The following is a 25861-nucleotide window of genomic DNA, read 5'->3' as shown; positions in this document are numbered from 1 at the left end:
CGAACGGTCGGCCAACCAGCAAGGGACTTCCAGTCGATGGAAATTTTCACTGCCGCGGGCTTCTCTGCCCTGCTCCAGGTCATCGCCATCGACCTCGTGCTTGCAGGCGATAACGCCATCGTCATCGGCTTGGCCGCGGCGGGCTTGCCGGTCGAGCAGCGAAAGAGAGCGATTCTCATCGGCGTGGTGGCGGCGACGGTGCTGCGTATCGGTTTTGCTGCGATCACCGTCACCCTGTTACAGATTGTCGGCCTGCTGCTGGCCGGCGGCATCTTGCTGCTGTGGGTGTGCTGGAAGATGTATCGCGAGCTGCGCACGTCGTATGCCGACGAGGTGGAGGCGACCGAAGCGCTGTCCAATTCCGATATCAACAGCGATGATATGGTGGCCGGCAAGGCGCGCAAGAAGACCTTGGGTCAGGCGGCATTGCAGATCGTCATCGCCGACGTGTCGATGTCGCTCGACAACGTACTGGCGGTCGCCGGCGCGGCGCGCGATCACTTCCAGGTGCTGGTGATAGGCCTCGTCCTGTCGATCGCGCTGATGGGCCTTGCCGCGAGCTTCATCGCCAAGCTGCTGCACCGCCATCGCTGGATCGCCTATATCGGCCTTTTGATCATCTTCTATGTCGCACTCGATATGATCTACCGGGGCGCGGTGGAAGTCTTGCCGCATGTCAGCAGTGCGGTGAGCTGACACGCCGACTCGAATTCTCATCGGTCGGCCTTTCAGCTTCGGCGAGCCTTCGGCGACGCTGGCGGTTGCGTTTCGCCGCAGCCGCTGCCCATACCAATGCCGCGACAAGTGTGATACTGCGCCGCCAATCCTGAAAATCCGGAAAAGCTTAGATGTCCGCCCCTCGCGTCAGTTTCGTCAGCCTTGGATGCCCGAAAGCCCTTGTGGATTCGGAGCGCATTATCACCCGCCTGCGCGCCGAAGGCTACGAGATCGCCCGCAAGCACGACGGCGCCGACCTGGTCGTCGTCAACACCTGTGGCTTCCTCGATTCGGCTCGCGACGAATCGCTCAACGCCATCGGCTCCGCACTTTCGGAGAATGGCAAAGTTATCGTCACCGGCTGCCTCGGCGCCGAGCCGGACGTCATCCGTGAAAGACATCCGAACGTCCTCGCCATCACCGGACCACAAGCTTATGAAAGCGTGATGGCGGCGGTGCATGAGGCTGCCCCTCCGAGCCATGATCCCCACATCGACCTTTTGCCGCCGCAAGGGGTCAAGCTCACGCCGCGCCACTATGCGTATCTCAAGATTTCGGAAGGCTGCAACAACCGCTGCACCTTCTGCATCATCCCGGCGCTGCGCGGCGATCTCGTTTCGCGGCCGGCGGCCGACGTGTTGCGCGAAGCCGAGAAACTGGCCAAGGCCGGCGTCAAAGAAATCCTGGTCATTTCGCAGGACACCAGCGCCTACGGCATCGACATCAAATACCAGACCAGCATGTTCGGCGATCGCGAAGTGCGGGCAAAATTCCTCGACCTGTCGGAGGAACTCGGCAAGCTCGGCATCTGGGTGCGCATGCACTATGTCTACCCCTACCCGCATGTCGCCGATGTCATCCCGCTGATGGCCGAAGGAAAGATCGTTCCCTATCTGGACATCCCGTTCCAGCACGCCTCGCCGCAGGTGCTGAAGAACATGCGCCGGCCCGCTCATGGCGAAAAGACGCTCGAGCGTATTCGCGGCTGGCGCGACGTCTGCCCGGACCTTGCTATCCGCTCCACCTTCATCGTCGGCTTCCCCGGCGAGACGGACGACGATTTCGAGATGCTGCTCGACTGGCTGGACGAGGCCAAGATCGACCGCGCCGGCTGTTTCAAATACGAGCCGGTCAGAGGCGCCCGCTCCAACGAGCTCGGCCTCGAGCAAGTGCCGCAGGAGATCAAGGAAGCCCGCTGGCACCGCTTCATGCAGCGCCAGCAGAAGATTTCGGCAACGCAGCTAGCCAAGAAAATTGGCAAGCGCCTGCCGGTCCTGATCGACGAGGCGCATGGCAATTCGGCCAAGGGCCGGACCAAATACGACGCGCCCGAAATCGACGGTTCGGTCCATATCCAGTCGCGGCGGCCACTGCGCGCCGGCGACATCGTCACGGTCAAGATCGAGCGCGCCGACGCTTACGACCTTTACGGCTCAGCAGTCTGATATTCCGTCCAAAATGAAAAGGGCGCCGCGTGGCGCCCTTTCGTTCGATATGTTTCCGACCGCCTACTGCGGCAGCTTGTCGTCGACGCCCTTCACGTAGAAATTCATGCCGAGCAACGTGGCGTCGTCGGCGACCTCGCCCTCCTTCAGCCAAGGTGTGCCGTCCTGCTTGGCGATCGGCCCGGTGAAGGGGTTCCAGCCGTCGGCGATCTTCTTGGTGGTGGCTTCGGCCATCGCCTTGACGTCGTCGGGCATGTTGGTGAACGGCGCCAGCTTGACGGCGCCGTCCTTAATGCCGAGCCAGACATTGTCGGGCTTCCAGGTGCCGTCGAGCGCCGCCTGGACGCGGCTGATGTAGTAGGGACCCCACTCGTCGGTCAGCGAGGTCAGCTGCGCGTGCGGCGCGAACTTGATCATGTCGGAGGACTGCCCGAAGCCGTGCAGCTTGCGCTCCTCCGCCACCTGCAAGGCAGCGGTCGAGTCGGTGTGCTGGACGATGATATCGGCGCCCTGGTCGAACAATGCCTTGGCAGCATCGGCCTCCTTGCCCGGATCGAACCAGGAGTTCACCCAGACGATCTTCGCCTTGAAGTTCGGGTTGATCGACTGTGCGCCGAGCATAAAGGAATTTATGCCCATCACCACTTCCGGGATCGGGAAGGAAACGATGTAGCCGGCGACGCCCGACTTCGATTGCTTGGCGGCGATCTGGCCAAGCACGTAGCGGCCTTCGTAGAAACGCGCATTGTAGATGCCGAGATTTTCGGCCGTCTTGTAGCCGGTGGCGTGCTCGAACATCACCTTGGGGAATTTCTTGGCGATCTTCACTTCCGGGTCCATGAAGCCGAAGGACGTGCCGAAAATGATCTTGCATCCCTCGCGCGCCAGGCGCTCGAAGGCGCGGTCGGCATCGGGGCCTTCGGAGACGTTTTCGAGATAGGCGGTCTCGACCTTGTCGCCGAGTGCCTTTTCCACCTCGAGGCGGCCTTGGTCGTGCTGGTAGGAGTAGCCGAAATCGCCGATCGGGCCGGTGTAGACCCAGCACGCCTTCAGCTTGTCCGCCGCCTGGGCTGATGCCGCCAGCGACAATGCGGCCGTCGTCGCCATCAGGGCAATAAGCAGTTTTTTCATTGTGTTACCTCTCTGAGTTAAGCCTTGGAGCTTCCGTCTTTTTGTTGTCAACGATCCGGAACGAATGGCTGGCCCAAGGAGGCCGGCGTGTTCATCATCGTCAAACGCTTGTTGCGCGAGATTAGAACGAGAACCACGACGGTTGCCAGATAGGGCAGCGAAGAAAGCAGTTGCGAGGGAAACGATTTTAAGAACGCAATTAACTTGTAGAGCAACCAGGGCGCGTCGACGAAGTCCTGCAGATTAATGGCTTGGACGTGAAGCTGGCCAACCCAGATCGCGCCGAAAATATAGGCGCCGGCCAGCACCCGCCATGGCCGCCAGGAGGCGAAGACGACCAGAGCCAGCGCGATCCAGCCGCGACCGGCGGTCATGTTCTCCACCCATTGCGGTGTGTAGACCAGCGATAGGTGACCGCCGGCGAGGCCGGCACAAGCGCCGCCGAAAATCACTGAGAGATAGCGGTAGCGGATGACGTGGATGCCAAGCGCATGGGCGGATGCATGGCTGTCGCCGATCGAGCGCAGCGTGAGCCCGGTGCGGGTCTTGAACAGGAACCACATGACGGCGGCGGTCAGCGCGATCGAGATGTAGAAGATTGGATCCTGGCCGAACAGCAGCCTGCCGACGACCGGGATTGCGGTCAGGCCGGGAATATCGAGGTTTGGCAGCCTTTCGCCGGGCTGACCGACAAAATTCGTTCCCATCATGCCGGAAAGGCCGAGGCCGAGCAGTGTCAGCGACAGGCCGGTGGCCACCTGATTGGTGGCCAGCGACAGCGTCATGACGGCGAACAGCAACGAGAACACTGCCCCCATGGTGATTGCCGCCAACAGCCCTATCCAAGGCGAGCCGGTGAGATAGCCGGCGCCGAAACCGCCGACGGCACCCATGATCATCATTCCTTCGACGCCGAGATTGAGCACACCCGAACGTTCGACCACCAGTTCGCCGATCGCCGCGATCAGCAGCGGCGTCGCCGCCGTCGCGATGGTCAAGAGGATGTTGACGGTGATGTCCATCAGCGGGCTCCCTCCAGCTTCGGCGCTGCCTCGAGCTTCGGCGCGAAAAAGCCGGTCAGGCGAATGCGGTAATGGATGAGCGTGTCGCAGCCGAGCACGAAGAACAAAAGCATGCCCTGGAATACGCGCGCCACCTTGTCGGAGATGCCGAGCGCGCTTTGCACTGCCTCGCCGCCCAGATAGGTCAGCGCCAGTACAAGGCCTGCGGCGACGATGCCGAGCGGATTGAGCCGGCCGAGAAATGCCACGATGATAGCGGTAAATCCGTAGCCGGGCGAGATCACCGGCTGCAATTGTCCGATGGCTCCCGAGACCTCCGAAATCCCTGCAAGTCCGGCCAGTGCGCCCGACAGCAGGAAGGCAAAGAAGACCATGCGGTTAAGGCCAAACCCGGCGAAGCGCCCTGCCCTCGGGCTTGAGCCGAGCACGCGGACCTCGAAGCCTTTCAGCATACGGCTCATCAGGATCCAGATCAGTATCGCCGCGATCAGCGCGAAGACAAATCCCCAGTTTGCCCGGCCGGATTCCGGGAGGAGTTCCGGCAGGATGGCCGAGTCGTTGAACTGGATGGTCTGCGGGAAACCGTGGCCCTGCGGATCGCGCCACGGCCCGCGTACGAGCCAATCGAGGAAGAGCTGGGCGACATAGACCAGCATCAGGCTGGTCAGGATCTCGTTGGTGTTGAAGCGCGTCTTCAGCAGTGCCGGGATTGCAGCATAGGCGGCCCCACCGACCATGCCGAGCAGAAGCATCAGCGGCAGCACCAATGGGCCTTCGAACTGCGGAAACAGCACGGGGATGATCGAGCCGACAATGCCGCCCAGGATGAACTGGCCTTCGGCGCCGATGTTCCAGATGTTAGCCTTGTAGCAGACCGACAGTCCGACCGCGATCAGGATCAGGGGGGCGGCCTTGATCGCCAGCTCATGCAGCTGCCACACCTGGCTGATCGGTTCGATGAAGTAGATGCGGAACGCAGTCAACGGGTTGACGCCGAGCAGCGCGAACATGATGGCGCCGGCAATGATCGTCAAAACGAAAGCGATGAAAGGCGAGAGTGCCGAAAACAGCATCGAGCGCTGCGGGCGTTTTACAAGTTCGAGGCGCATCAAGCCGTCTCCAGCGTATGTTCGGCATGACCGGGTTCGGCGCCGCCCATCAGCAGCCCGATTTTCTCGAACGTCGCTTCAGCTATCGGCAGCGGCTTCGACAGTTCGCCATTGTGCATGACCGTGATCGCATCGGAAATCTCGAACAGCTCGTCGAGGTCCTGGCTGATCACCAGCACCGCCGAGCCGCTGCGCGCCAGTTCGATCAGCGCCTGGCGGATGTGGGCCGCCGCACCCGCGTCGACCCCCCAGGTCGGCTGATTGACCACCAAGACGCTCGGCCGGCGGTCGAGTTCGCGGCCAACGATGAATTTCTGCAGATTGCCGCCCGAAAGAGCCGCAGCCTCCGGATCCGGCGCGCTCTTGCGCACGTCCATTGCCTTTATGATGCGCTGCGAAGCGGTATGGATCGCATCGCCCTTGACCATTCCACCGGCGCCGACAAACATCTTGCCATCGGTGGCGTGGCGCGACAGAAGCAGGTTCTCCGAAAGCTTCATGCGCGGTGCTGCGCCATGGCCGAGCCGCTCTTCCGGGACGAAGGCAGCGCCCATCAGGCGCCTGCCGGTGATGGTGAGGCCGCCGGCATCCTTGCCGCGGATGCGGACCGAGCCGGCATCCTGCTGCAGCACCTCGCCGGAAACGGATTCGAAGAATTCGCCCTGGCCGTTGCCGGCCACACCGGCAATGCCGATCACCTCGCCGGCGCGGACCTCGAGATTGATGTTCCTGAGCGGAATCGAGAACGGGGTCGCCGGCTTGCGGGTGAGTTCGCGGATTTGAAGCAGCACCGGCGCGGTCTCGATACCCTCGGCCGGCGCCCGCACCACGGCCAGCACCTCGTTGCCGACCATCATCCGCGCCAACGAAGACGCGGTTTCCTGGCGCGGATTGCAATGGCCGACCACCTTGCCGTGACGCAGCACGGTGGCGCGGTCGCAGATGCGTTTGACCTCTTCCAGCCGGTGCGAAATGTAGAGGATGGACTTTCCTTCCGAACGCAGCCGTTCGAGCGTCTCGAACAACTTATCGGCCTCCTGCGGCGTCAGCACCGAAGTTGGTTCGTCGAGGATGATGAGTTGCGGCGTCTGCAGCAGGCAGCGGATGATTTCGATACGCTGACGCTCGCCGACCGACAGATCACCGACCAGCGATAGCGGATCGAGAGGCAGGCCGTAACTGTAGGAGAGCGCCCTCGCCTTGGCCGCGATCGTGCTGATCGGCGAGCCGTCATCCAGCGACAGCGCGATGTTCTCCGCCGCCGTCAGCGCTTCGAACAGGGAAAAATGCTGGAAAACCATGCCGATGCCGAGCTTTTTTGCGGTGCCGGGGCTGGTGATCCTGACCGCCTGGCCATTCCAGAAAATCTCGCCGGAATTCGGTTCCAGCGATCCAAACAGCATTTTCACCAGGGTCGACTTGCCGGCGCCGTTCTCGCCAAGCAACGCATGGATCTCGCCCTTGGCGATGTTGAGATCGACATGGTCGCACGCCGTCAACGTGCCGAATATCTTTGTGAGGCCGCGAACCTCAAGCAGGTTTGCGCCGTCCTGATCTGCACTCACGGTGCCTCCATCTGGTTTGCCAGACATGTTCTGTGTTCCCGCAAGCATCGTATGCGCGGGCTGCTCTCTACGGTAAGCGCCTCACGACTTGAAAGAGCTTCAAGAATTTCAGCGGAAACTCAAGCGGTAAAGAGCAGTTCGCAAGAACGGCGGCATCGGCGGCCCGAAACTGCGGGCGCCTAAGGGATAAGTATTGTTGTCCCGGTGGTCCGGCGCCCTTCGAGATCGGAATGCGCTTTGCCGGCCTCGCTGAGCGCGTAACGCTGGTTGATCTTGATCTTGACGGCGCCGCTGAGCACCACACCGAACAAGGCGGCGGCGGAAGCCTCGAGGTCTTCGCGCCTGGCATTATAGACGAACAGCGTCGGCCGCGTTGCGAACAGCGAGCCCTTCTGCGCCAGCAACGAGATGCTGAAGGGCGGGATCGGCCCAGACGATTGACCGAAGCTGACGAAAGTGCCGAGCGGCCGCAGGCAATCGAGCGAGGCTGGAAATGTGTCGTTGCCGACTGAATCGTAGACAACGTCGCATTTCTTGCCACCGGTGATAGCGGCAACGCCGGCCACGAAATCCTGTTCGCGATAGTTGATCACGTGGTCGAAGCCATGCGCCTTGGCGAGCTCGATCTTGTCGGTGGAACTCGCCGTGCCGATCACTGTCGCGCCGAGATGCTTGGCCCATTGGCCGAGGATCAGCCCGACACCGCCGGCCGCCGCATGAAACAGGATCGTGTCGCCGGCTTTCACCTTGAATGTACGGCGCAACAGATATTCGGCGGTCATGCCCTTTAGCATCATGGCTGCAGCCTGTTCGTCGCTGATGCCGTCCGGCACCTTCACCACGCGGTCGGCGGCGATCACGCGCTGCCCGGCATAGGCGCCGGTCGTCACGGCGTAGGCGATGCGATCGCCGGGTTTGAGCCAGTCGACATCCGAGCCGACATCCAAGACCACGCCGGCCGCCTCGCCGCCAGGGATCAGCGGAAATCCGCCCTGCGGCGGATAAAGGCCAGAGCGATAATAGACGTCGATGAAATTGAGACCGATCGCGGTATGCTTGACCAGGATCTGTCCCGAGCCCGGCTGCCCGGGATCGGCATCCTCATAGGTCAGGACCTCCGGGCCGCCATGGGCATGGATGCGGATCGCTTTGGACATTTTCTGGCTCTCTTGGGATCAGGCTTTCTTATCCGGCTTGGCGCCGAGATTTGGGAAGAACTGCATGATAGCGCCGATGCAGGCGAGGTAAAGCCCGGTGAACGTAATCCCGAACTTGATGAAATCGCTGACCTGCTCGCCCAGCACGCCGATCTGGTCGTAGAAGGAGGCAAGTGCGGCCTGCGCCAGCGCCAGCGCGCCGAAAGCGCACCAAAGCAGCGTCATGCCGAGATTGATTGGCCGCAGCCGCTTCACCCGCACCGGATGGATGAAATTGATCGGCACGAAGGTGAGAATGCCGGCCACCACGACCACGGCGAAAGAAACCCATTGTCCGGGCTCGATGACGAACAGCGTGAACACCACCATGTTCCAGACGACCGGAAAGCCCTTGAAGAAATTCTCCTTCGTCTTCATGCCGGTATCGGCATAGTAGATTGCGCTCGACACCACGATGATCGCCGCCGACAGGAACGACAGGCGCTCGCCCATGAAACCGCGCTGATAGAGCGCGAAGGCCGGAATCAACACGTAGGTCACGTAATCGATGATGTTGTCGAGCAGTTCGCCCGACCAAGTCGGCAGGATTTCCTTGACATCGAGCTTCCTGGCGATCGGCCCGTCGATGCCGTCGACGAAAAGCGCCAGCCCCAGCCACCAGAACATCGCCGTCCAGCGCTGCTCGCTTGCTGCCACTAGCGACAGAAACGCCAGAAATGAGCCCGACGCGGTCAAGAGATGGACCGAGAACGCCCGCGCCTGAGGCCATGTGACTTTCTTCTTCGGCCGCGGAATCCGGTCGGCGATTTTCCTGGCCGTCGTCTTCTTGCTCACGGGCCCCGCCAGTCCAGCTTGCAGATTTCGGCCGAACGGCCAGCAAAGTTCCAGTTGCGGCCAAAGGCCCGCATTTTGCTCTTGTCGGATTTGGCGACGATGATTTCCGGCGCAATCCAGTATTCCGAATTGCTGATGACCGTATCCTTGTCGCGATCCTTGCCGGTGATTGGCGTCACCGCACCATCGATGATCTTCGGTATCTGAAAGATGCGTGTTTTTTCACGCGTCTCGTAGGTGATCGGCACCTGCTCGGCGCCGAGGAACTGTCCGACCAGGATGGAGAGCAGCGATGTGGTTCCACCGGCCTTGCCGGTGAATATCTTCGTCAGTCCCTTCACAGCGTAAACCGAGGCGCGCTTGTCGATGAACAGGCCCGCCGTCCAGTTGCCGCGGCTCATATAACCGGGGATTTCCATGACCAGCCCAAGATTGAGACCGGACAGGTCGACCTCGCCGAAATGGCCGGCATCGATCCGGAACCCCGCCCAGGTTTGGCAATAGCCTTCCGTAGGCGGATGATTGCCGAGCGACAGAACGCAAGGGCAAAAAACCGTGCAATTGCAGGAAAGGATGAGCTCTCCCTTCATTGCCCAGTTTTGATCTGTCATCGAATTCTCCCCCTCATGCCGAGACTACTAGTAGCGCGGTTGCCCAGACAAGCAGTATCGCACCGCCCAACCGCGTCGGCAGATTGCCTGCCGTCTGTTTTTCGACCAGGCTGAACAAGCCGATCAGCGCCATCCAGAACACGTTCATCACACCGACGGCAAACATTACCAGCATCAGCGCCCAGCAGCATCCAAGGCACCACAGGCCCTGCTCCATACCGAGCCGGAAAATGCGAATGGGCCTGGCGCTCCAGTTGGCGAACAGGACCGAGAACGGATTTCTGCACTTCTCCAGACAGGCTTTCTTCAGCCAGCTGAACTGATAGAGGCCAGCGATCGACAGCGCGGCTGCTCCGGCAATTCCAAGCAGCGGATCGAGCATCTGCCCGGATGACACGAATGCATGGACTGCGAGCGTCAGGGCAGCGAATATTGCCGAGGCGGCAAGCCAGACGCTCAAATATCCAGCGACAAGGATCAACGGATGGGCAACGGGTTCCCCCTTGATCCTGGCGGTATCTGCGATCTCGCAATAGGTGCGGATCATCGGCGCCGCGGAGGGCAGCATGGTCGCGATGGCCATCAACAGCCACATCGCGGTGAGTGCCCCGCCTTGCGCCCCTACGCTTGCGCGAAGCGGCGCCGGCGCAAGGCAAAGGGCGAAGAAACGCGCAAGGAAATCCGGCAGCGGCAGTTGCGGCAGGTTCCCCAGCATCGTGTCGCCGGGTGCATCGGTGCCCGGGAGCCGGCTTACGGCACCACGAACTGCCATTGCGCCGAGAAGGAGCCAGGCAAGGGCGATGCCCATGCCGGCAACGACGCTCACCGTCAGTCGAGGGCTGCACGCAACGCTCGCCATCGCGCGGCCGGTGCCGTCGAGGTGGCTGAAATCGTCTTGTTGGCCGGTCATGGCAACCGAATGGGCCGAATCGCCGCGTTGATCAAGCCGCATCACCTGACCTATATGGACCAGCAGGTCGGACGGGCCTCACCTCGCAATCCGGAAGCCGAATTTGAACCATCGGGAAACAGCACGGATACTGGTCGCCGGCAGCGGCCCTGCGGGGCTGATCGCGGCGCTTGGCTTTGCCGAGGCGGGCTTTCCCGTGACGCTCGTCGGACCCGATGCAGCCGGCCCCGACGGCCGGACGACAGCCTTGATGAACCCTGCCCTGAAGATGTTCGAACGGCTAGGGATCTTCGACGGAATCAGGCCGCACGCAGCGCCGCTCAAGGTGATGCGTATCGTTGACGCAACCAACCGGCTGATCCGCAGCCCGACAGTGACCTTTCGCGCCAGCGAGATCAACGAAGAGCAATTCGGGCTGAACTTGCCCAACAGCGTTCTCAACCGCACGCTAGCCGAGACTGTCGCGCATTCGGGCATCGAATGGCGAAAGTCGATGGTGGAGGCATGGCGCCTCGATGCCGACCATGCCCATGCCGTTCTCGCCGACGGCAGCGAGGTTGAGGCATCGTTGGCAGTTGCCGCCGATGGCCGTCAGTCGCCGGCCCGCGAGGCAGCCGGCATCCGGACCTCGATCCGATCCTATCCGCAGGCGGCGTTGGTGCTCAATTTCGGTCACCGCAGCGACCATGCCTTCACCTCGACCGAATTCCACACCGAGACCGGTCCGTTCACACAGGTTCCCCTGCCCGGCAACCGGTCCAGCCTTGTCTGGGTGCTCGAACCCGATATCGCCAAGGACCTTGCAGCACTCGACGACGCCGAGCTTTCGACGCGGGTCGAACAGCGGATGCAATCGATGTTGGGCCGCGTGTCGGTTGAGCCCGGCCGGCAGGTCTACCCCCTTTCAGCGGTGAGCCCGTGGCGGTTTGCGCAGCGCCGCGTAGCCCTAGTCGGCGAAGCCGCCCACGTGTTTCCCCCAATCGGCGCGCAAGGCCTCAATCTCGGCATCCGGGACATCGACGACCTGATTGGTGCAGCAAGCAGAAACCGCTCGGACCCGGGCGTCGCCAAGGCGCTTGCAGCCTATGATTTCAAGCGGCGGCCGGACATTCTGGCGCGCAGCAGCGCGGTCAACCTGCTGAACATGTCGTTGCTTTCCGACATGCTGCCGGCCCAGCTGGCGCGCAGCGCTGGCCTGGGCGCGCTTGAGGGGTTTGCGCCGTTACGGGCGTTTTTCATGCGCGAGGGTCTTCGACCCGGCAGCGGTTTTGCGGCTTTTTTTGGCGGATTGCGAAAACCGGCTGAGCGATAGCGATCTTGGCCACCGCCCTTGATCCGCATCTCGCGATGCTCAACCCGGCATCAAGGGGATCGGGATTGAATTGACGCGGCGTCTGCGCCAAATAATGACGATGTCGACCTTAAGGTCTGGGCCAATCTTTGCCGGACGGGTGCGTAAGAATCTAAAGTCCTGGAGCGTTCCTTGCGTGTTCCAGGATGCGTGGCGTTCAAGAAGTTCAAGTGGTGAGTGCGATGAAGACAGCCAAATTCTCGATCGGACAGGTGGTTCGGCACCGGCTGTTTCCGTTCCGCGGTGTCATTTTCGACGTCGATCCGCAATTCGCCAATACTGACGAATGGTACGAGGCGATCCCCGCTGACGTGCGGCCGCGCAAGGACCAGCCTTTCTATCATCTGCTCGCCGAGAATTCCGAAACGGAATACATCGCCTATGTGTCCGAGCAGAATTTACTCGAGGACCGGTCGGGCGAACCGGTCCGGCATCCGCAGATAGGTGAAATGTTCGACAAGAAGCCGGACGGGCGCTACGAGCCGAAGCACCAATTGAGACATTGACTTAGCCGGGATCTGGCCGGGCTGGGACTGGCTTGAGACTTGGCTGGACCCGACAAACGGCCGGTCCAAACAAAAAAAGCGGGGTATGAGCCCCCGCTTTTTTGTTGGTTCGAAAACCCGTCGATCAGTTGGCGGCCTTCGCCTTTTCCTGCTCTTCCTTGAGCTTCTTGGCAAAATCCTGATTGTTCTTGGCGACGAACTCCTGGAGCTTCTTCTGTCGGTCCTCGATGTCCGACTGCTGCAGCGGCGGGCCGTCGAAGGCGCCGCTGAAGCCGGTCAGCGCGATCTTGATCGGGTTCGGCTGGTTCTGGAAATTGACCGAGGTCAGCGTCAGGTTCGAACCTTTCTTGAAGGACGCGACGAGCTGATCGGTCAGCGGCACTTCCGCCACGCAGCGATCCGGAAAACAGATCACATAGTCGAGCTTCTGCGCCTTGCCGCCGTCGATCTGGAGGCCGATGCCGGGAGGAACGAGACGGCCGGTCGGAACCGTCACCTGGAACACCTTGCGGTTCACCTTGCCCTTCAATTCGATCAGGCTGACGCCAGTGATGAGCTGGCCGTTGCCGGCGGTGGTGATGTTCTGGACATTGCAGATGTCGACGTCTTCCTGCTTGGTGCAGGCCTTGAACCAGCCTTGCGGAATCTGCTGTTGCTGCTGCGCGGAAGCAGCGGGAATCCCGGCGCCCAGAATGCCGACCACGCCCGCGGCCATGACCGACAGGCGGTACGCGTTGCTGTTAAGGCTCGTCATGTCGTGCATTCCTCTCAAATGATCCCGGAACCGGCTTTTTTCATGCCGTGTGGTCCAGCTACCTGTTGCCGAAATGAGGCAACAGAATGACTTCGGACGGCGTGTTACACTGCAAGCGGTGCCGAATCCAGCCCGGGTCTCGCGAATCTTGGCCAAGGGATAGGCTCAAGGGGTTGGCCGGTGCACGACCGGCTCATGTATGCTGCGCATCGAATCGGGAAGGAGACGGTCATGGGCCGCGTTGTCGTTTGGCTGATCGCCGCAATCTTGTTTGTCGGCCTTTCCCTGCAGCCGGCCCTGTCGGAACCGGTGCACGCGCTTGCCATGCAGGGCGAGCCGGCGCTGCCGGCCGACTATGATCATTTCAACTACGTCAATCCCGACGCGCCGAAAGGCGGCAGCATTACCTATTGCGTCGTAGGAAGCTTCTACAATATCAATCCGTTCATCCTGAGAAGCCTGCGCACCACCGCGCGCGGCATGATGGATCAAGCCTTTGGCAATCTTGTCTTCGAGCCGTTGATGCAGCGCAACTACGACGAGGCCTTCAGTCTCTACGGCCTGCTCGCCGATACCGCCGACATGGATCCCGAGCGCAAGAGCATCGAATTCCACCTCGATCCCAACGCCAAATGGTCGGACGGCGAGCCGGTGACGCCGGAAGACGTGTTGTTTACCTATGACGTCTTCACCGAGAAGGGCCGCCCACCTTACAGCCAGCGAATGAAAGCGATTGCCAAGCTCGAAAAGACCGGCGACCGCAGTGTGCGCTTCACCTTCAACGACAAGGCCGACCGCGAATTTCCTTTGATCATTGCGCTGACGCCGATCATCCCGAAACACGCCTTCAACAAGGACACCTTCGACAGGACGACGCTAAAGCCGGTGATCGGCAGCGGGCCTTACACGGTGGCGCAAGTCGTGCCCGGTCAGCGCATCGTGTTCAAGCGCAATCCGGACTATTGGGGCAAGGACGTGCCGTCCAAGCGCGGCTTCGACAATTACGACCAGATCACCATCGAATATTTCCTCAACGCCAACGCCAAGCAGGAAGCGTTCAAGAAAGGCATCTGCGCCATCGACGACGACAGCGACCCGGTCAAACGCGAGCGCGATCTCGATTTTCCGGCCTTCCACAGGGGCGAGGTCATCGCCGAAACTTTCGATACCGGCATTCCGCCGGTGGTCAACGGTTTCCTGTTCAACACGCGGCTGCCGAAATTTTCCAATCCGGTCGTGCGGCGCGCGCTCGGCATGCTCTACGATTTCGAATGGGCCAACAAGAATCTGTTCGGCGGCAAATACACGCGCACGATGAGCTTTTGGCAGAATTCCGAGCTGTCCGCGCTCGGCCACCCGGCCAGCGAAAAGGAAAAGGCCCTGCTGGCCCCCTATCCCGGCCGCGTGCCCGCAGATGTCATGGACGGCACCTACAGGCCGCCCGTTACCGACGGCTCCGGCCAGGACCGCAAGGTGCTGAAGGCGGCATTCGAGCTGCTGAAGAGCGCGGGCTATACGGTGCAGGACGGCGCGATGCTCGATCCCGAGGGAAAGCCGTTCGGTTTCGAGATCCTGACCGCCTCGCAGGACGAAGAGCGACTTGCCGCTATCTATCAGCGCACCCTTGAGAAGCTCGGCATCGATGTCGGCATCCGCAGCCTCGACGGTGATCAGATCCAGTCGCGCAAGCAGCGTTTCGATTTCGAGGTGCTGGTCGGCTCGACCGGTTTCAACAACTCGCTGTCGCCCGGTATCGAGCAAACCGGGCGCTGGGGATCCGCTGCCGCCAAGGCCGAAGGATCGTTCAACCTCGCCGGCGTCGCCGATCCGGCGGTGGATGCGGCGATCGAGGCGATGCTGAGAGCTCGTTCGAAGGAGGACTCCGTCGCCGCCGTCCGCGTTCTCGACCGGCTGCTGATCTCCGGCAACTACATGGTGCCGACGCAGCACAACAACCAGCAATGGCTCGCTTATTGGAACTATCTGGAACATCCGCAAAAGACGCCCATATACGGTTATCAGTTGCCGACCTGGTGGCGCAAACCGAAGTGACCTCTTCACAACAGGAGATCAAGATGAACGACGAGAACTCGATTACCGTCGATGTGGTCTCCGACGTCGTGTGTCCCTGGTGCTTTATCGGCCAGAAACGGCTCGACAAGGCGATTGCCGCCGTCGATATCGACGTTCACATACGCTGGCGGCCCTTCCAACTCGACCCGACAATCCCGCCCGAAGGCAAGAACCGCCGCGACTATATGGTGGCGAAATTCGGCAGCGAGCAACGCATCCGCGAAATCCATGCCCGGATCGAACCGCTGGGCGAGGCTGAAGGCATCTCCTTCGCCTTCGACGCCATCAAGGTCGCGCCCAATACGCTGGATGCGCACCGTCTCATTCGCTGGGCCGGGACGGCCGGCGAGGCCATTCAGAACCGGCTGGTGCGCCGGCTGTTCCAGCTGAATTTCGAGGAAGGCGCCAATCTCGGCGATCATGCCGTGCTGATCGAAGCCGCCCGCGAGGCCGGCATGGATGCGTCCGTGGTCGAAACGCTTCTGCCGACCGACGCCGATGTCGAGGCGGTGCGCACCGAAATCGCCACCGCTTCGCGCATGGGCATATCGGGTGTGCCGTGCTTTCTGCTTGAAGGCAAATATGCGGTGATGGGCGCCCAGGACGCCGATACGCTCGCCGATGCGCTGCGCCAGGTCGCCGCGGCCAAGGCACGCGGCGAACTGGAGACGGCGAACTGAGTCGGATTATTTCACCGTCACCTTGGCCTTGCTGACGAAAAAGCCATGGCCATGCTTGCCGGTGCAGGTCAATCCCTTGGTGGATGACTGGCAGGAAAACGGCGCCTTGCTCCAGCTGTTGCCGTACGCCAGCCTGGTGACGTCGCCGCAGCAGCCTTGCTCGCCCGGATTCTTGATCAGCGTCGCCGGACCTTTCGGGCCGAGGATGACGGTGACGTAGCTGGGCTCGACGCGCGAACAGCTCAGTTCCGGTCCGCCATCCTGTGGCTCGTAGGTGCTGGTGCCGCCCTTCGGCGTGTAGATGCAGCCAATATTGCCGGACGGCGTGTTGAACTCGATCTGTCCCTCGGCGTTTGCGGGAACGGTCTGGCTGCCGGCATATGTTTGCGGCAGCCAGGCGAACGTTGCGAGCATCGCCGCAAACAATGTCCGTGCAAGCATGAAGAACTTCCCCCCGGTTCAAACCTGGATGCGTCCGGCAGGTTCGATCCGAAGCGCATCTTTGTCAAACGCGGTTTGGGCGCGCTTTTAAAAAAGCACGGGCCAATTGATATTGATCCGCATCCTGGACTGTGTCGGCAAAGTCATTGCTTGGCCGATTACGGGTTCCTGACAAGGCGGCTTCAAACACGAATCATACGGTCACGTCCTGCCCGCCGACGAGGCCGGACTGGCCGTGAAGGCGGTTCAGGCTGTGAAGATCGGCCGCTGGAAGGCGCTTCTATGTTCACAAAGCTGTGTGAAGACCTTCCCTTGGGGAAGATCTCTACTTGCTCGGGCGCAGGCAAGTAACTATTTGAAATTGCGTTGGTATTCCGCCCCTCGAAACGTGACGGCACAGCGCCGTGATCATTCATTCTGTTGCTCCACTGCAACGGCCGGCAAGCTAAGCCACCTGCGACTGGTGAAAAGCTAATGGAAAATGATCAATTGGTGTTACTGTCCGTAACAAAAGAAAAATCGTTTGGGCGGGATAGTGATTCGGGTCGATAGACCAACGCGACATTCAATATCGGAAAAATGGCTCCGCGGTGCCGCAAGGCAGTCGCCCCTGACGCCCGTATCTTCGATGCGCAGCTTCTGGGGGCTGATGCGGGTCTACTGGTTCTCGGACCGCTGGAGGGAAGCCTGGACGCTGACGCTGGTGATCGCGCTGATCATCGCGCTGTCCAGCAAAGCCGACGTCTGGTTTACGGTGGCTGGGGCCGAGCTGGCGGCTTCGATCGCTTTTTTCCACGATGCCGCGAACACGACGCCACTCAAGACAATACTGACCAACGCCGGTTGGCTGGTGCTGCTGGTCGTGCTCAAGGACTTGGTTATTGCCGGCATTCGCAACCTTGTTTCCAAGACATTGCATCGCAAATGGCGTGGCTGGCTGGATAGCCGATTCAACGAGGCCTTGCTCGACTCCAATCATACCCATTTCCATGCCCAGCATGGCTCTTCCGGGAATGCAGCTCCCGACAATATCGACCAGCGCGTGCAGGAATCCATCAAGGCCATGACCGGTGGAGCCATCGGGCTTGCTTCGGGTGTGCTAGGCGTCTTCGCTTCGTTCTACTTTCTCGGCGGCGAATTGCTGAAAAACTCTGTCGAGGTGAAGGGGCTGGAGTTTCTCGGCAGCTACGGCAGCGCCGTCCTTGCTCTCCTGGCAATCGCTGTCTATGTGCCGTTCAACACCTGGATCGCGTTGAAACTCGGCCGAATGCTGGAGTGGCTAAACGTCAGAATGCAGCAGGCCGAAGGCAATTACCGCAGCGAGTTGATCACGTTCCTGCGCCGCAGTTTTCATGTCGCCGCATCGCAGGGCGAGAATGTGCAGAAGACTGTACACAGCCAGCGTTATGCAGACATTGACCGTACCTGGGCCAGACTGAACATCGTCAATACCGGCTACACCTCGTTCGAGCTGATCTATAATTTCATCGGTGCCAAGATTGTCGCTTTCGGGCCCGGGCTGGTGCCCTTCATCCACAACGGCCTCGACCTCAAGGGTTATCTGACAGCTTCCGGCCAGGTCGATAAGCTGATCAGCAACTGTTCGTGGTTCATCCATGTGATGCCGGAGATCGCCACCTTGCGCGCCAACAGCCAGCGCGTCATCGAATTGGCGCAGGCAATCGAAAACGTCCAGCACCCGCAGGAATTCTATCAGCAGACCGGCCGATCCGAGTTCCGCTACGACCACCAGAACCCGGTGTTCGGCCTGACCATCCAGAAGCTCGAACTGGCGCATCAGGGCGAGGACGCAACGCCCTTCCTGAGTGCCGCGAACTTGCGCTTCCGGCGTGGCGAGTGGACTTTCCTCAAGGGCGAATCCGGTTGCGGCAAGACCTCGCTGGTCAAGGCGATCAACGGCCTGTGGCCTTATGGCCGCGGCACCATCGTCTTCCCGGAAGGGGTCAAGAGTTTCTACGCCGCCCAGGAGGTGAAGCTGCAGCAGGTCTCGCTGAAGCAACTGGTCTGCCTGCCCGGTTCCGAGCATGACTATGCCGATGTGCAGGTCGCATCCGCCCTGCACAAGGCCGGCCTCGGCGATTTCATCGAGCATTTGGCCGATGAGAGCCGTGAAGGAAAGATATGGGATCAGGTTCTCTCGGGTGGGCAGAAACAGAAGCTAGTTGTCGCCCGCATCGTGCTGCAGCAGCCGGGATTGCTGTTCCTCGACGAAGCCACCGGCGCGCTCGACCCCGATGGACGGATCGCCTTCCACCAGGCGATCAAGGACAATTGCCCTGATGCAACTGTGATCTCGATCATGCATGAGGCGACGCCGCCGAGATCGCTCGCGGGCACCGAATTCTACCACAGCGTGGTTGCGATCGCCGACGGCGTCGCCACCAAGAAGCCGCTGGTTCCGAGCTTGCCGGTAGAGCTCACCACCATCCTCACGCAGCCGACGCGGCCGGCCGAGGACAAGTGGCTGCGCTTTCCCCGCCGGCTGAAGCAGAGATAGCTGCGGCACCATTGCCAGCGTCCAGCCAGCCTGCCACGTAGCCCGATCACAGTCTCGCGATCCAGTCGGTTTGCCGCCGTTTTAACCCGCTCTCGCGATTGACTCGGCAAGGCGCGCTCCTATGTTGCGCCGGCTTGCAGAATCTCAACTCGAACCCGCGAGCAGAAAGGTCACCGCGCCATGCCTGGCGACAGTCACAGTCGAACGCAACCGCCGTCCGCTTGACGTGACCTGACAGGCTCACGTCCTGCCGGACGGCAAGGAGTGAGCCATGAACGAGTTTTCCCCCCCAGCGGGCGGCGATGCCATCGCCATCGCTCGCGTACTTGCCAACGAACACGTCGCCGACATCGTCGAGGCCTTGAACCAGGAGCCCCGCGAGACGGCATCGGAGCTGCTTTGCGAAGTGCCGTTCGAGCGGCTGGTCGAGATCTTCGACCAGCCTGAACTCGACGGCGCATCCGAACTGGTCGAGGCGCTGCCCCGCATCAAGGCAGGCAGACTGCTTGCCGCCATGTCGGTCGACCGCGCCGCCGACATACTGCGCGATCGGAACGAGCCGGCTCGTTCCGAACTGCTCGGCGGCCTGGCGCCACCGCTGCGCGCGACGCTGCTTGCCATTCTCGGCTATCCCGAGGGCAGCGCCGCCTCGCTCATGACGACCGAATATGTCAGCGTGCCGCCGGACTGGAGCGTGGCCCGCACGCTGGATTATATCCGCAAGGTGGAGCGGACGCGCGAAACCGTCTACGCGATCTACATCGTCGATCCGCAAACGCATGTCCTGTTGCGCTCGACCAGCCTGCGTCGACTGATCGCTGGCGGGCCCGACGAGCTGATCATGGCAATCGCGCCGGATCGTGCGCCTATCACCGTTTCACCGCTGACCGATAGTGAAAAGGTTGCTCAGTTGATCTCGAAATATGATCTGCTCGCCGTTCCGGTCGTGGACAACGGCAAACTGCTCGGCATCGTTACCATCGACGATATTATCGACACGATGATCGAGGAAACGACGGAGGATGTGCATCGTTTCGGCGGCATGGAGGCTCTCGACGAGCCCTATATGAAGATGGGCTTTCTGGCGATGATCCAGAAACGCGCCGGCTGGCTGTGCGCGCTGTTTATCAGCGAGATGCTGACCGCCAACGCGATGCAAAGTTACGAGGGCGAGCTGGAAAAGGCGATCGTGCTGACGCTATTTATTCCATTGATCATGAGCTCCGGCGGCAATTCCGGCTCGCAGGCGACCTCGCTCGTCATCCGGGCGCTGGCGCTGCGCGAGATCGGCCTTGGCGACTGGTGGCGGGTGGCATTGCGCGAGCTGCCCACCGGCCTGGTGCTTGGCTCGATTCTTGGCGTGGTCGGCGTCTGCCGCATCGCGCTCTGGCAGTATCTCGGCTTCTACGACTACGGCCCGCACTGGCCGCTGATCGCAATGACGATCGGCGCCACGCTGGTTGGCATCGTCACCTTCGGCTCGCTGTCTGGATCGATGCTGCCGTTCGCCCTGAAGCGCATGGGCTTCGACCCGGCCAGCGCATCGGCCCCGTTCGTCGCCACGCTGGTCGACGTCACCGGGCTGGTGATCTATTTTTCTGTGGCGCTGGTGATCCTGCGCGGAACGTTGCTGTAAGAAAACTCACGCACTTCCATCGCGGCAATTTCGTTGCCGCGATGGGTTGTCGTCGCGTCAGACGCGCTCACCATCTCTCACCCGGTAAGTCGGCTTGTACATGGTGACGAGTTCTTCCGCGGCGGTCGGATGCACCGCCATGGTGCGATCGAAATCATCCTTGGTCAGGCCGGCCTTCAGCGGTATGCCGAGAAGCTGCGCCATTTCGCCGGCATCCGGCCCGAGGATGTGGGCGCCGAGGACCTTTTTCGAGGCGCCGTCGACGACCAGCTTCATCAGCATCTTTTCGTCGCGGCCGGACAGTGTGTGCCGCATCGGCCGGAAGGTGGCGCGGTAGATTTCAACATCCGAAAAGCGCTTTGCCGCCTCATCCTCCGACAGGCCGACCGTACCGATCTCGGGCTGCGAAAAGACTGCGGTAGCGATCGTGTCATGGTCGGGCGCCGTCGGCTTGTCCTTGAAGGCGGTCTCGACGAAGCACATCGCCTCGTGGATTGCCACCGGCGTCAATTGCACGCGATGGGTGACGTCACCGATTGCCCAGATGTTGTCGATGTTGGTGCGGGAGTATTCGTCGACGTGGATTGCCCCGGTTTTGGTCATCTCGATGCCGACGCCTTCCAGGCCCATGTTCTCGGTATTGGGAATGCGGCCGATGGCGAGCATGACCTGGTCGACCGTCAGCACCGTGCCGCCGGTGACAAGCGCGTCGAGCCGGCCGTCAGGCCGCTTCCTGACCCACTCGGACACGGCGTGGCAGAGGATTTTTATCCCTTTCTTTTCCATCGTGTCGTGCAGCATGCGTCTGAGGTCCATGTCGAAACGGCTGAGGATCTCCTTGCCGCGGTAGACCAGCGTCGTGTCGACGCCGAGGCCGTGAAAGATGTTGGCGAATTCGACGGCGATATAGCCGCCGCCCTCGATCATGATTGCCTTCGGCAGTTCCTTGAGGTCGAAGGCCTCGTTGGAAAAGATGCAGTGCTCATGGCCGGGCAATGCCGGATGCGGCGCCGGTCGCCCGCCGGTAGAGATCAGGATCTGGTCGGCGGTAACGGTGCGATCCTCACCAAGAAGATGCACCACATGCCGATCGACCAGGGTGGCGCGCGAATGAAAGACCTCGCCGCCGGCGCCCTGCACATTGTTCTGGTAGATGGCCTCCAGCCGGCTGATTTCGCGGTCCTTGTTGGCGACCAGCGTCTGCCAGTCGAAACGCGCCTCAGGCACCGTCCAGCCATAACCGGCGGCATCGGCGAAATGCTCGGGGAATTGCGAGGCGTAGACATAGAGCTTCTTCGGCACGCAGCCACGGATCACGCACGTGCCGCCATAGCGATATTCCTCGGCAATGCCGACACGCTTGCCGAGTGCGGCCGCGACGCGCGCCGCCCTCACCCCGCCGGAGCCGCCGCCGATGACGAAAAGATCGTAGTCGTAACCGGCCATGGCTGAACTCCTTGCCCCTCAAACCCCGAGACAGGTAGGCTGCCGACTATCAAAAGAAAAGCCCGGATTTGCCGGGCTTTTGGTCCAGTGGCGGTCAGGCGGCTCGGAAGTCCGCAATCAATTCGGTGTAGCGTCCGCGGGAGCTGCGCCATCGGCCGGAGCGGTACCGTCGGCAGGTGCAGCCGGCGCCTTGGCATTCGCCGCTGCACCCAGGGTCTCGCCGACCTGCTGGGCGAGATCGCGAGCCAGGCCGTTCTGCCAGATCTCGGCAGCCTTCACCAGTTCGCGCGTCACGATCGGGCCGTTGTCGAGCAGCTTCTTGCCGGAATCGGAATTGTAGAACGCGGCGATTTCATTGAGTTCCTTTTCCGAGAATACTTTTGCATAGGCGAGCGCCGCTTCCTTTTCCAGGTCGGCGCGGCGCGATGCCAAGGCCATCGCCTTCTCGTTGATGGTCTTGGCGATCAGTTCCTGCATGTCCGGGTTCTTCTGGATCAGCTGCTGCTCCAGTGCCGCGGCCGCTTGCGGCAGGATGCTGTCGAACGTATCCGTCGCATGGATCGCCGCGACGGCGGCGCGCGCCGCCTTCAAATGCGCATCGGTGACGTCCTGCGAAAACGCAGGCGACGAAAACGCGAAAACGGCCGAGGCCGCCAGAATGGCAAAAAAGCGGCCAACCCGGTTATGCAACATCATGATCGGTAAAACTCCCTGATTTTCGGGCGGCATGGACGGTTTGGATGCCGTCGCCGCCGGCTATGATGGCCGTTGATGCCAGCCCGATGAAAAGACCATGCTCGACCACGCCCGGAATGGCGTGGAGAGCATTCGAAAGCGCTCTTGTATCCGGAATGCGGCCAAAAGATGCATCGAGGATAAAATGGCCGCCGTCTGTAACAAATGGCTGGCTCCCCGTCATCCTCAATGTAACGGGGCCGGAAAGGCCAAGGTTTGCAGCCGCCGCGCCGACCGCAATTTCGGTGGCGCGCAGGCCAAACCGGTTGACTTCGATGGGCAGCGGAAAACGGCCGATCATCTCGACCATCTTGGAGCTGTCGGCGATGACGATCATGCGGGCGGAGGCCGCCGCGACGATCTTTTCACGCAGCAGCGCGCCGCCGCCGCCCTTGATCAATGTCAGCGCCGGATCGATCTCGTCGGCGCCGTCGATGGTGAGGTCGAGCTCGGGGGTTTCCTCGAGGGTCGATAGCGGCACACCAAGCTCGCTGCAAAGGACGGCGGTGCGCTCCGAGGTCGGAACGCCGATGACAGTCAGGCCGGTGGCGACCTTGTCGGCGAGCAGCCGCACGAACTCGTCCGCTGTGGTGCCGGTGCCGATGCCGAGCCGCATGCCATCCGTGACATGGGCAAGCGCTGCCCGCGCGGCCTCAACCTTCAATTGCCTAGCATCCATGCCGGGTCCCGAGATTTGTTTCGGCGCTCGTAGCATTTTTGCCGGGCTGGTCAAAGGACCTTGCCCGCGGTGGATAAGCCGGCTTGCCTGAACGGGCCGCAGCGGTTATCGCCTGCCGGCAATCAAATCGTCACAGGACAGGCCATGACCCGACCGATCATCGTGTTCGACCTCGACGGGACGCTGATCGACACGGCGCCGGACCTGCTCGACAGTCTCAACCACAGCCTTGCCGCCAGCCAGCTCGCGGCCGTCGACGAAGCCGGCTTCAGGCGCTTCGTCGGCCATGGCGGCCGGGTGATGATCGAGCGCGCTCACGCAGCACAGCACAGGTCGCTGGCAGTGGAGGAGCACGACCGCCTGCTCAAGCTGTTTCTGGACCATTACACCGTTAACATCCCCGGCAAATCGCGCCCCTACCCCGGCGTCCCCGAGGCGATCGCACGGTTCGAGGCAGCCGGTTACCTGCTGGCCATCTGCACCAATAAATACGAGGCCAATTCGGTGGCGCTGATCCAGGCGCTCGGTATGACCAGGCATTTCGCGGCGATTTGCGGTCAGGATAGTTTTCCGTTCCGCAAGCCCGACCCGCGCCATCTCACGCAGACCATCGCGCGCGCCGGTGGCGACCCGCACCGTGCACTGATGGTCGGTGATTCGCAGACCGACATCGACACGGCGAAAGCCGCCGGGATTCCGGTAGTGGCAGTCGATTTCGGCTACACCGACCGTCATGTGCGAGAGTTCGAACCGTCGGCGGTGATCTCGCATTTCGATTCGCTGACGCTCGATCTGGTACAAGGGCTGATGGCCGCGGCAGAAGGCTGAAAGCTGCCCATCGGGCGGACCGCCAGATGCCGACCGACAAGTGGTTGACTTCGCAGGCCGGCCTCCCTTATATCGCGGCGCGCTTGGCCTTCGGGCAACGAGCGGGCGATTAGCTCAGCGGGAGAGCACACCCTTCACACGGGTGGGGTCGCAGGTTCAATCCCTGCATCGCCCACCATCTGCTTCCTGAATCAATTCCAAGTCAGAGCGGCTAGTGGTCAAAATCTGACGCTTGGTGCCGAAGCAGTAGGCCCGCTCTGGGTAAACCTGCCTTTCGCTCCGGCTGCTGAAGCGGCTTTATCGCGCCTACTGCAAGCATATTGCCCATTCGGCAAACTCGCGCGTCGAGGCCGTTTTCAGCGGCGCGAAGCAATCCCCGCCGCCTCGGAGCGGCTGGAGCGCCCGTCGCGGTCATCAAGCGGTCGCTCGCTACGCTCCCGCTACGGACTCGATGTCACCCATTGTGAGGCCGCAGCCCGAATCACGGTCGGCGCTAAACCCAACCCGAACCAAAGTGTCCACAGGGACATCACCAGTGATGCCACGACCCAGACGAAGCTGCCCAGGGTGACTCCGAGCCACATGCCCAGGGGCCAACCGAGGAAGGCTCCAATTCCGGCCACGACTGCGATGTACGATGCCCAGACCGGCGTGGCTCGGTGAGTGGTCTGCGCCTCGTTGCCAGCGATCACGGCAACGGCCAACGCCAAAAACATGAAGCCGTTAGCCTTTCCTTCGGAAAATGCCCACCAGGCCTCGAAAGTTGCCGTGTCCCCGGCGGCAGCAGCGGCGGAGACCACGGTGGCCTCGGCCACCGCGGTCGTCATGGTCCAGAGGGCGCCGACAGTCAGCACACCCCAGGCAGACAACGTCCACCACGCCTCGGTGAGGCGCGATCTGGCCGCCAGCACGATCAGACCTGTCAGGACGAACAGTGATAGCGCTACCGCGGAAACCCAATGGATGATCGCCCATCGGACAGGGTCGTCGGTGATGACTCCCATCTGGCGACCCATATCGGGATCGATCGGACCATGGCCGACCAGCGCGCCTGCCAGCAGGATAGAGGCGATCGCAAGCCAAACTCCTGCTACGCGCGTTCCTTCTTCTGTGTTTGCCATAGAGACCTCGCGCAGTAATGGTCCCATGTCCCATCTAGCGCCAGATTTCAAACGGTTGCAAGATGGCCAATGATCGGAACGGGTCAACTGACGCCGTAGCATTGCCACGTCTGTACGACCGGAAAGGGTCGGAACAGATAAACCGCATCGGGCACCAAGCGTCAGATTTTTACCACTAGCAGCTGCAGGTAGCCCCCTCGCCGCCAAAATTCTTTTGGGCGAAATTCAAGGCGCTGCTGTAGCTCGTATAGCTCTGGAACTGGAAAACGTTGGAGCCGGCCCGCACCTTCATCTGCTCGATATCCCAGAACGAAACCTCGATGCGGTCGTCGGCGCAATAGACCGTATAGCGTTCAGGTTCTAGCGCCTCGGCTTTCTGGACAGGCATCGAAATGGCCGGAATGGAAAATGTGAAAAGTACAAATATGATGACATGACGCATTTGCATGTAAAACCCCGAATGACCACCGGCACTATTACGGCCGCGATGTTGAGGCGACGCATCATGATTTTAAGCAGTCGCCGTGTTCTTTCGGCAGCCATAAATCAGGTACGGACGGCGCCTCCTTGTAGCGCAACGCTCCGCTATCCC

The 25861-nt window shown here is 61.4% G+C and carries 24 protein-coding genes and 1 tRNA gene; 10 read left to right on the top strand and 15 right to left on the bottom strand.

Annotation, left to right across the window (positions count from 1 at the left end):
* Positions 1–36: 36 nt before the first annotated feature.
* Together NKI18_RS08050 and rimO are read left to right on the top strand one after the other, a co-directional pair.
* Entirely contained in the window at positions 37–696 is a 660-nt protein-coding gene (locus tag NKI18_RS08050) for a TerC family protein (protein WP_023675054.1), read from the top strand.
* A gap of 152 nt (positions 697–848) precedes the next feature.
* Entirely contained in the window at positions 849–2162 is a 1314-nt protein-coding gene (rimO, locus tag NKI18_RS08045; protein ID WP_352615788.1) for a 30S ribosomal protein S12 methylthiotransferase RimO, read from the top strand.
* A gap of 63 nt (positions 2163–2225) precedes the next feature.
* Here rimO and NKI18_RS08040 read toward each other — a convergent pair whose 3' ends face one another.
* From NKI18_RS08040 to NKI18_RS08005, 8 genes are all read right to left on the bottom strand, one after another.
* Positions 2226–3293: a BMP family ABC transporter substrate-binding protein gene (locus tag NKI18_RS08040; protein ID WP_352568622.1), complete on the bottom strand. Its 1068-nt coding sequence runs from the start codon at positions 3291–3293 to the stop codon at positions 2226–2228.
* A gap of 47 nt (positions 3294–3340) precedes the next feature.
* A complete protein-coding gene (locus tag NKI18_RS08035; RefSeq protein WP_352448916.1) occupies positions 3341–4315 on the bottom strand; it encodes an ABC transporter permease in 975 nt (324 codons plus the stop codon).
* Positions 4315–5427, bottom strand: coding sequence for an ABC transporter permease (locus NKI18_RS08030; protein WP_352615790.1), 1113 nt, complete (start codon positions 5425–5427; stop codon positions 4315–4317). The genes NKI18_RS08035 and NKI18_RS08030 overlap by 1 nt, the downstream gene beginning before the upstream one ends.
* The gene (locus NKI18_RS08025; RefSeq protein ID WP_502900668.1) at positions 5424–7016 is read right to left on the bottom strand and encodes an ABC transporter ATP-binding protein; all 1593 of its coding nucleotides are present in this window, start codon (positions 7014–7016) and stop codon (positions 5424–5426) included. The genes NKI18_RS08030 and NKI18_RS08025 overlap by 4 nt, the downstream gene beginning before the upstream one ends.
* A 152-nt stretch (positions 7017–7168) precedes the next feature.
* Positions 7169–8146, bottom strand: a complete 978-nt coding sequence (locus tag NKI18_RS08020; protein ID WP_352616169.1) for a quinone oxidoreductase family protein — start codon at positions 8144–8146, stop codon at positions 7169–7171.
* Between the two features lie 18 nt (positions 8147–8164).
* Positions 8165–8941 carry a phosphatidylcholine synthase gene (pcsA, locus tag NKI18_RS08015; protein ID WP_502896505.1) on the bottom strand — a complete coding sequence of 259 codons (777 nt, stop codon included), beginning with the start codon at positions 8939–8941 and terminating at the stop codon, positions 8165–8167.
* A 35-nt stretch (positions 8942–8976) separates the two neighbouring features.
* Positions 8977–9591 carry a DUF1326 domain-containing protein gene (locus NKI18_RS08010; RefSeq protein WP_352471871.1) on the bottom strand — a complete coding sequence of 205 codons (615 nt, stop codon included), beginning with the start codon at positions 9589–9591 and terminating at the stop codon, positions 8977–8979.
* A gap of 13 nt (positions 9592–9604) precedes the next feature.
* Positions 9605–10501 (bottom strand): DUF2182 domain-containing protein, encoded by an 897-nt coding sequence (locus NKI18_RS08005; protein WP_352615794.1) that lies wholly within the window; start codon positions 10499–10501, stop codon positions 9605–9607.
* Positions 10502–10604: 103 nt separating this feature from the next.
* Here NKI18_RS08005 and NKI18_RS08000 point away from each other — a divergent pair, with 103 nt between their 5' ends.
* Together NKI18_RS08000 and hspQ are read left to right on the top strand one after the other, a co-directional pair.
* Positions 10605–11813 carry a UbiH/UbiF family hydroxylase gene (locus NKI18_RS08000; protein ID WP_352615795.1) on the top strand — a complete coding sequence of 403 codons (1209 nt, stop codon included), beginning with the start codon at positions 10605–10607 and terminating at the stop codon, positions 11811–11813.
* Between the two features lie 221 nt (positions 11814–12034).
* Positions 12035–12358, top strand: coding sequence for a heat shock protein HspQ (gene hspQ, locus NKI18_RS07995; protein WP_023675043.1), 324 nt, complete (start codon positions 12035–12037; stop codon positions 12356–12358).
* Between the two features lie 124 nt (positions 12359–12482).
* On the opposite strand, the gene NKI18_RS07990 is transcribed toward hspQ, so the two are convergent.
* Entirely contained in the window at positions 12483–13112 is a 630-nt protein-coding gene (locus NKI18_RS07990; RefSeq protein WP_023675042.1) for an invasion associated locus B family protein, read from the bottom strand.
* Positions 13113–13343: 231 nt separating this feature from the next.
* On the opposite strand from NKI18_RS07990, the gene NKI18_RS07985 reads away from it, so the two are divergent.
* Both NKI18_RS07985 and NKI18_RS07980 read left to right on the top strand, forming a co-directional pair.
* Positions 13344–15164, top strand: coding sequence for an extracellular solute-binding protein (locus NKI18_RS07985; protein WP_353019316.1), 1821 nt, complete (start codon positions 13344–13346; stop codon positions 15162–15164).
* A gap of 23 nt (positions 15165–15187) precedes the next feature.
* On the top strand, positions 15188–15865 hold the full coding sequence (locus NKI18_RS07980) for a DsbA family oxidoreductase (RefSeq protein WP_352456761.1): 678 nt from the start codon (positions 15188–15190) through the stop codon (positions 15863–15865).
* Between the two features lie 6 nt (positions 15866–15871).
* Here NKI18_RS07980 and NKI18_RS07975 read toward each other — a convergent pair whose 3' ends face one another.
* Positions 15872–16306, bottom strand: coding sequence for a hypothetical protein (locus NKI18_RS07975; protein WP_352615801.1), 435 nt, complete (start codon positions 16304–16306; stop codon positions 15872–15874).
* Between the two features lie 628 nt (positions 16307–16934).
* Here NKI18_RS07975 and NKI18_RS07970 point away from each other — a divergent pair.
* Together NKI18_RS07970 and mgtE are read left to right on the top strand one after the other, a co-directional pair.
* Positions 16935–18824 carry an ABC transporter ATP-binding protein/permease gene (locus tag NKI18_RS07970; RefSeq protein WP_352615804.1) on the top strand — a complete coding sequence of 630 codons (1890 nt, stop codon included), beginning with the start codon at positions 16935–16937 and terminating at the stop codon, positions 18822–18824.
* Positions 18825–19095: 271 nt separating this feature from the next.
* Positions 19096–20460, top strand: coding sequence for a magnesium transporter (gene mgtE / locus NKI18_RS07965; RefSeq protein ID WP_352577866.1), 1365 nt, complete (start codon positions 19096–19098; stop codon positions 20458–20460).
* Positions 20461–20517: 57 nt separating this feature from the next.
* Here the strand turns inward: mgtE and gor are convergent, their stop codons facing one another.
* The 3 genes from gor to rpiA form a co-directional block, all read right to left on the bottom strand.
* Positions 20518–21906: a glutathione-disulfide reductase gene (gene gor / locus NKI18_RS07960; RefSeq protein ID WP_352577867.1), complete on the bottom strand. Its 1389-nt coding sequence runs from the start codon at positions 21904–21906 to the stop codon at positions 20518–20520.
* Between the two features lie 117 nt (positions 21907–22023).
* Positions 22024–22602: a DUF2059 domain-containing protein gene (locus NKI18_RS07955; protein ID WP_352448901.1), complete on the bottom strand. Its 579-nt coding sequence runs from the start codon at positions 22600–22602 to the stop codon at positions 22024–22026.
* The gene (gene rpiA / locus NKI18_RS07950) at positions 22589–23320 is read right to left on the bottom strand and encodes a ribose-5-phosphate isomerase RpiA (RefSeq protein ID WP_352577868.1); all 732 of its coding nucleotides are present in this window, start codon (positions 23318–23320) and stop codon (positions 22589–22591) included. The genes NKI18_RS07955 and rpiA overlap by 14 nt, the downstream gene beginning before the upstream one ends.
* 144 nt (positions 23321–23464) lie before the next feature.
* On the opposite strand from rpiA, the gene NKI18_RS07945 reads away from it, so the two are divergent.
* Positions 23465–24148 (top strand): phosphoglycolate phosphatase, encoded by a 684-nt coding sequence (locus NKI18_RS07945; protein WP_352577869.1) that lies wholly within the window; start codon positions 23465–23467, stop codon positions 24146–24148.
* Positions 24149–24251: 103 nt separating this feature from the next.
* Positions 24252–24326, top strand: a tRNA-Val gene (locus NKI18_RS07940).
* A gap of 262 nt (positions 24327–24588) precedes the next feature.
* Here the strand turns inward: NKI18_RS07940 and NKI18_RS07935 are convergent.
* A complete protein-coding gene (locus NKI18_RS07935) occupies positions 24589–25269 on the bottom strand; it encodes a hypothetical protein (protein WP_353019309.1) in 681 nt (226 codons plus the stop codon).
* Positions 25270–25444: 175 nt separating this feature from the next.
* Entirely contained in the window at positions 25445–25657 is a 213-nt protein-coding gene (locus NKI18_RS07930; RefSeq protein WP_352615808.1) for a hypothetical protein, read from the bottom strand.
* Between the last annotated feature and the right edge of the window lie 204 nt (positions 25658–25861).

The sequence above is a fragment of the Mesorhizobium sp. M0800 genome (genome assembly GCF_040320095.1).
In the GTDB taxonomy this organism is placed as follows: domain Bacteria; phylum Pseudomonadota; class Alphaproteobacteria; order Rhizobiales; family Rhizobiaceae; genus Mesorhizobium.
Note: the sequence above shows the minus strand (reverse complement) of the source record. Positions and strands in the feature narration are given on the sequence as shown.

What these genes read in the sequence shown, in the direction of transcription:
- NKI18_RS08050 (WP_023675054.1), top strand. Translation starts at nt 37, where the DNA reads ATGGAAATTTTCACTGCCGCGGGCTTCTCTGCCCTGCTCCAGGTCATC.
- rimO (WP_352615788.1), top strand. Translation starts at nt 849, where the DNA reads ATGTCCGCCCCTCGCGTCAGTTTCGTCAGCCTTGGATGCCCGAAAGCC.
- NKI18_RS08040 (WP_352568622.1), bottom strand. Translation starts at nt 3,293, where the DNA reads ATGAAAAAACTGCTTATTGCCCTGATGGCGACGACGGCCGCATTGTCG.
- NKI18_RS08035 (WP_352448916.1), bottom strand. Translation starts at nt 4,315, where the DNA reads ATGGACATCACCGTCAACATCCTCTTGACCATCGCGACGGCGGCGACG.
- NKI18_RS08025 (WP_502900668.1), bottom strand. Translation starts at nt 7,016, where the DNA reads ATGTCTGGCAAACCAGATGGAGGCACCGTGAGTGCAGATCAGGACGGC.
- NKI18_RS08020 (WP_352616169.1), bottom strand. Translation starts at nt 8,146, where the DNA reads ATGTCCAAAGCGATCCGCATCCATGCCCATGGCGGCCCGGAGGTCCTG.
- NKI18_RS08010 (WP_352471871.1), bottom strand. Translation starts at nt 9,591, where the DNA reads ATGACAGATCAAAACTGGGCAATGAAGGGAGAGCTCATCCTTTCCTGC.
- NKI18_RS08005 (WP_352615794.1), bottom strand. Translation starts at nt 10,501, where the DNA reads ATGACCGGCCAACAAGACGATTTCAGCCACCTCGACGGCACCGGCCGC.
- hspQ (WP_023675043.1), top strand. Translation starts at nt 12,035, where the DNA reads ATGAAGACAGCCAAATTCTCGATCGGACAGGTGGTTCGGCACCGGCTG.
- NKI18_RS07990 (WP_023675042.1), bottom strand. Translation starts at nt 13,112, where the DNA reads ATGACGAGCCTTAACAGCAACGCGTACCGCCTGTCGGTCATGGCCGCG.
- NKI18_RS07985 (WP_353019316.1), top strand. Translation starts at nt 13,344, where the DNA reads ATGGGCCGCGTTGTCGTTTGGCTGATCGCCGCAATCTTGTTTGTCGGC.
- NKI18_RS07980 (WP_352456761.1), top strand. Translation starts at nt 15,188, where the DNA reads ATGAACGACGAGAACTCGATTACCGTCGATGTGGTCTCCGACGTCGTG.
- NKI18_RS07975 (WP_352615801.1), bottom strand. Translation starts at nt 16,306, where the DNA reads ATGCTTGCACGGACATTGTTTGCGGCGATGCTCGCAACGTTCGCCTGG.
- NKI18_RS07970 (WP_352615804.1), top strand. Translation starts at nt 16,935, where the DNA reads ATGCGCAGCTTCTGGGGGCTGATGCGGGTCTACTGGTTCTCGGACCGC.
- mgtE (WP_352577866.1), top strand. Translation starts at nt 19,096, where the DNA reads ATGAACGAGTTTTCCCCCCCAGCGGGCGGCGATGCCATCGCCATCGCT.
- gor (WP_352577867.1), bottom strand. Translation starts at nt 21,906, where the DNA reads ATGGCCGGTTACGACTACGATCTTTTCGTCATCGGCGGCGGCTCCGGC.
- NKI18_RS07955 (WP_352448901.1), bottom strand. Translation starts at nt 22,602, where the DNA reads ATGATGTTGCATAACCGGGTTGGCCGCTTTTTTGCCATTCTGGCGGCC.
- rpiA (WP_352577868.1), bottom strand. Translation starts at nt 23,320, where the DNA reads ATGGATGCTAGGCAATTGAAGGTTGAGGCCGCGCGGGCAGCGCTTGCC.
- NKI18_RS07945 (WP_352577869.1), top strand. Translation starts at nt 23,465, where the DNA reads ATGACCCGACCGATCATCGTGTTCGACCTCGACGGGACGCTGATCGAC.
- NKI18_RS07935 (WP_353019309.1), bottom strand. Translation starts at nt 25,269, where the DNA reads ATGGCAAACACAGAAGAAGGAACGCGCGTAGCAGGAGTTTGGCTTGCG.
- NKI18_RS07930 (WP_352615808.1), bottom strand. Translation starts at nt 25,657, where the DNA reads ATGCCTGTCCAGAAAGCCGAGGCGCTAGAACCTGAACGCTATACGGTC.